The organism is Amphibacillus sediminis NBRC 103570, from assembly GCF_001552275.1.
GTDB lineage: Bacteria > Bacillota > Bacilli > Bacillales > Amphibacillaceae > Amphibacillus_B > Amphibacillus_B sediminis.
In genome coordinates this window covers 1-4,201 of sequence record NZ_BCQW01000054.1, presented here as the reverse complement: position 1 = coordinate 4,201, position 4,201 = coordinate 1, and the positions used below count along the sequence as shown (strand labels likewise).

General features: G+C 38.7%; 4 protein-coding genes. 2 read left to right on the top strand and 2 right to left on the bottom strand.

Translation table 11 applies throughout. The features are described 5' to 3' along the window. The first annotated feature begins 65 nt into the window (after positions 1-65). Complete coding sequence (gene cwlD, locus ASE01S_RS15190) at positions 66-776, top strand: N-acetylmuramoyl-L-alanine amidase CwlD (protein WP_067844385.1); 711 nt, start codon at positions 66-68, stop codon at positions 774-776. Positions 777-844: 68 nt separating this feature from the next. Continuing rightward, positions 845-1,888, top strand: a complete 1,044-nt coding sequence (gene salA / locus ASE01S_RS15185; protein WP_067844382.1) for an iron-sulfur carrier protein/transcriptional regulator SalA — start codon at positions 845-847, stop codon at positions 1,886-1,888. Positions 1,889-2,396: 508 nt separating this feature from the next. Here the strand turns inward: salA and gerD are convergent. Further along, complete coding sequence (gerD, locus tag ASE01S_RS15180) at positions 2,397-3,017, bottom strand: spore germination lipoprotein GerD (RefSeq protein WP_067844379.1); 621 nt, start codon at positions 3,015-3,017, stop codon at positions 2,397-2,399. Positions 3,018-3,091: 74 nt separating this feature from the next. Then, positions 3,092-3,853 carry a polysaccharide deacetylase family sporulation protein PdaB gene (gene pdaB / locus ASE01S_RS15175; protein ID WP_067844375.1) on the bottom strand — a complete coding sequence of 254 codons (762 nt, stop codon included), beginning with the start codon at positions 3,851-3,853 and terminating at the stop codon, positions 3,092-3,094. Positions 3,854-4,201 lie beyond the last annotated feature (348 nt).

Genomic DNA, 4,201 nt, shown 5'->3' with positions numbered 1-4,201 from the left:
TCTTTTCGTTCTATTTGTACAAGCGCTCCCATATAGTTATATAGATATTATTGGAGGGATGGGAGATGCCAAAAAAAATTGGGTTAATCCTTTGGTTGCTTGGTGCGGCCGTCTTGATTTCCTTACTAAGCTATCCAATTGAAAGACATATTAATTCTACGGACTTTTTAACCTTACCATTAGCTGATAGAGTGATTGTTCTTGATCCGGGCCATGGTGGTCCTGATGGTGGAGCTGTGGGTGCTGATCAGACTGTAGAAAAAGATATTGCTTTAACGGTTAGCCAAAAGTTACGTGATTATTTAGTTCAAGCTGGTGCAACTGTTTATCTAACAAGAGAAAAAGATCGAGATTTGGCCAATCCAGACACGCGAGGCATAGCCCAAAGAAAAGTCGAGGATATTAAGAATCGAGTCGCATTTGTGGAAGAAAAAGACCCTGATATCTTTTTGACTATTCACTTAAATGCCTTATCATCAACGCAATGGCGCGGAGCCCAAACTTTTTACCATCCAAGTAGACCTGATTCGAAACGTTTGGCAGAACAAATACAGACTGAAATTATTGCTAGTTTAGGTAATACGACTCGTGATGCACTAGCAATTAATAGTGTCTATGTATTGAAGCACGCCAACAGGCCAGCGTCTTTAGTTGAAATAGGGTTTCTGTCTAATCCAGATGAGCTCACTTTGTTAAAATCTTCTGACTATCAGGAGCAGATGGCAGCTAGCATTTATTTAGGTGTTTTATCGTATTTTTCAGAAGGAGATCAGTAAGTTTTATTATCAAAATTGAATGTGCTATACTGTTTCTAATTGGTTGATTAGAAAGGTTGGGTACAAATTTGTTAACGATAGAACAGGTGACGGCACTATTAAAGCCAGTATACGATCCTTTTTTAAATAAAACACTTGCAGATACGAAGGGGATTGAGGAAATCTCAATCAAAGAAGAAACAGGTCATGTAAGTATCAAAATTGCACTAGCCAAAATCAATACACCAGAGCAAATGCAATTGCAGCAGGAGCTTGTTGCGAAGTTAAAGCGAGCAGGAGCCTCCTCAGTAGGTTTGCGCTTTGGCCAGCTTCCCAAAGCGACCATTGAGGCATTTCAAGGTATTGTTGAAGAAAAGCCGACCTTGTTAAATGGAAAGTCGAAAACAAAATTCTTAGCAATCGCTAGTGGTAAGGGTGGAGTTGGAAAATCGACAGTCACAGTTAATATTGCTGTAGCACTTGCCAGATTAGGGAAAAAGGTGGGCATCATTGATGCGGATATATATGGTTTCAGTATCCCTGACATGATGGGCATAACGAGCAGACCAAAGCTAAAGGGTAACAAAATTATTCCAGTTGTAGCCCATGATGTGCAATTGATGTCAATGGGATTTTTCGTTGAAGATAATGAACCTGTTATTTGGCGTGGGCCACGCTTAGGTAAAATGCTTCGTAGCTTTTTTGTGGAGGTTGAGTGGGGCGAGTTAGATTATTTATTGTTAGACTTACCCCCAGGGACTGGTGATATGGCATTAGCGGTCCATAATACGATCCCGGCATCTAAAGAAATCATTGTAACCACACCTCATCCTACTGCGGCTTTTGTTGCTTCGAGGGCGGGAAGAATGGCCTTGAATACTAACCATGAGATTGTCGGTATTATTGAAAATATGTCCTATTTTGAAAGCTCAGTTACTGGAGAAAAAGAATTTGTCTTTGGACAAGGTGGTGGGGAAAAGCTTGCGCAAGAGCTTAGAGCCCCATTAATTGGTCAGATACCTTTAGGACAGCCAAGTGACGCTTTGACTAAACGAGGTTCTATTTATGATCAGAGTCACCCAATTGGCCAACAGTACCAATCAATAGCTGAGTTTATTTTAGACCATAAGTAATCACTAACTAAAGTAATGTCTTTGAAGACTTGGGAGCGATAATTAGGAGTAGCAGATAAGCAAAAAGTTATGTGTTTAATTTATCGCAGTGTAACTGTCTGGGGCTGGGATTACTCGCCCCGTCGAAGGGCTTTTGTAAGGCTCCCCCTTCAAGAAATAAGGGAACACGTCTTTCTAAGTGGGAGATCCAACAGCCAGTAACAGCCCGATTGGCTCAACGAACGTTCAGTGGGGAGAGAGAGGAAGCTGGCTCAGTTCGCGACGTCGTGTCGCAACGTCTGCACTCGCACACCCTATATGCGCCTAACCTCCCACTGAACGAAGTTTCACTAGAAAGCTAAAAGACGGGCTACGTATGATCACGCACCCGTCTTTTAGCTTTCTAAGGCGTATGTTTTAGGCAAGCTCGTTTTAAATGCAGTATAATTGACAAGTCTATTCATTTTGCATTAAGGTTACTACTATTTAATACGTGTATGTTTTCTCTATAGACCATAACGTATGGAGTTTAACTTTGGTTTTTTTCTTCTGATTGATTGGTGTCGGTATCGTCTTGGTTTTGTTCTTCTTGACCACTTGGTTTATTGATTTCTTTAGCATTTTTAACTAGGATTTCAGCTACTTGAGCCTTGAACAATGGGGACTCTAATATTTCTTTAATATTGTTCTCTAGCTCAACTTTAAATTGTTGGCTTTTTAATAACGATATAATCTGTGCGTCCACCTCGGGGTTAGCAAGTAATTCAAGCATTTTTCCTTGAAAAGTAGCGTCTCCCATTAACCGTTTAAATACTTCCTCATGCTGTGTAGACATAGCTTCTGCAAATTCCTTGACGAATTCTTGATCACTAAACATCTTCGACCAAAATGTCTTGCCTTGCTCAGAAGTTAGAACTTCCTCAATTGTCGACTTCACGACTTGATCATGGATGACATAGGCTTGCTGTGTCTCCTCATCAGCTAGAATCTCAGCTATCGTTTGTTTTCCTTCATCGGTTTTTAAAATATCTGTTACCATCTTCTTTGTTGTCTCATAATTGTTCTCTTGGCCGTTGGAACCTCCGTTAGGTGAGGTGCAGCCAAGCAAAAGAAGTAAGGTTAGATAGAGATAGTATTTCTTGAAAGTCATAATCGCATCACATCTCCTCATATTAAATGACTTGATCATAATATGAGGAAAAATGAGCATAATTATGTGCAAAGCTATTCAATTGCTTCTGTTTTAGTATCTGCTTGAGAAATTAATTTTGAAATAGTGGTAAATTCAAAGCCCTTTTCCTTAAGACCAGGTAAAATGATCTCCAAAGCCTCCTTAGTTTGAGTTGCTGAGTCGGATGCATGCAGCAAGATAATGGATCCGTTATCCGTTGTGCTCATGACATGATCTACGATTTGTTCGACTCCTGGTGTTTCCCAATCATTGGGGTTTATATCCCATTGAATCACATCATATCCTTGATTAACAACTGTAGATAAGACGTCTTCGTTTAAATGGCCACTAGGTGTTCGCAAAATTTTAATATCAGTGAAACCAAGCTTGTTAAATATATCTTTTGCTTTATTTAGATCATTAATTATATTAGGATTATCTAATTCCAGGTAGCTTTTATAGCGATATCCTAGCATTCCAATTTCATGTCCTTCCTGATCAATTAATTCCACCAAATGGGGGTGATGTTCAGCCCACTCCCCTAGTAAGAAAAAAGTAGCTGTAACACCATGCTTTTTTAATTGGTCTAGAATAGGCTCAAGTATAGTGTCACCCCAGGTAATGTTAAAGGTCAAACTAATGTTGTTAGAGTCAGTGTTACCCTTTGATAGGGCTCGGGGTTGATCTCCTGTGGAAAAGACCATGAGATTTTGATTACCTTTTAAGATTATAAATACAAGGGCTAGGAGGAAAATAGAAACGACGATCACATATTTCTTTAATCGACTAAATTTAATGGTATAAAAAAAAGTCATGTTTGGCACCTTCTTCTAAATAATAATGTTTAGTATAGGTTATGCATGTCCTCTCCTAATAAGAACATGACTAATTCGGTGCTTTACTCTTAAAGTTATATGGATAAGTATTTAAAGAACCATTTAATTGAACGTACCTAATAGGTTTATCTATTAAAGGAGTAATGTATTCTACTTTTTTTAAAAAAAGTATTGCATCAAGGTTCACGATGTGCTATATTATCTCATGTTGTCTCACTCATTTAGTGACCTTTCATTCATAAGACGAGTGAAAATTACGAGAAAAAGTGTTGACATTAGATTTTAAACATGTTATATTATATTTCGTCGCAAAACGCGATTTGAAAG

Bases quoted from the DNA above. Each gene is read 5' to 3' on its own strand.
- cwlD (WP_067844385.1), top strand. From the start codon at position 66: ATGCCAAAAAAAATTGGGTTAATCCTTTGGTTGCTTGGTGCGGCCGTC.
- gerD (WP_067844379.1), bottom strand. From the start codon at position 3,017: ATGACTTTCAAGAAATACTATCTCTATCTAACCTTACTTCTTTTGCTT.
- pdaB (WP_067844375.1), bottom strand. From the start codon at position 3,853: ATGACTTTTTTTTATACCATTAAATTTAGTCGATTAAAGAAATATGTG.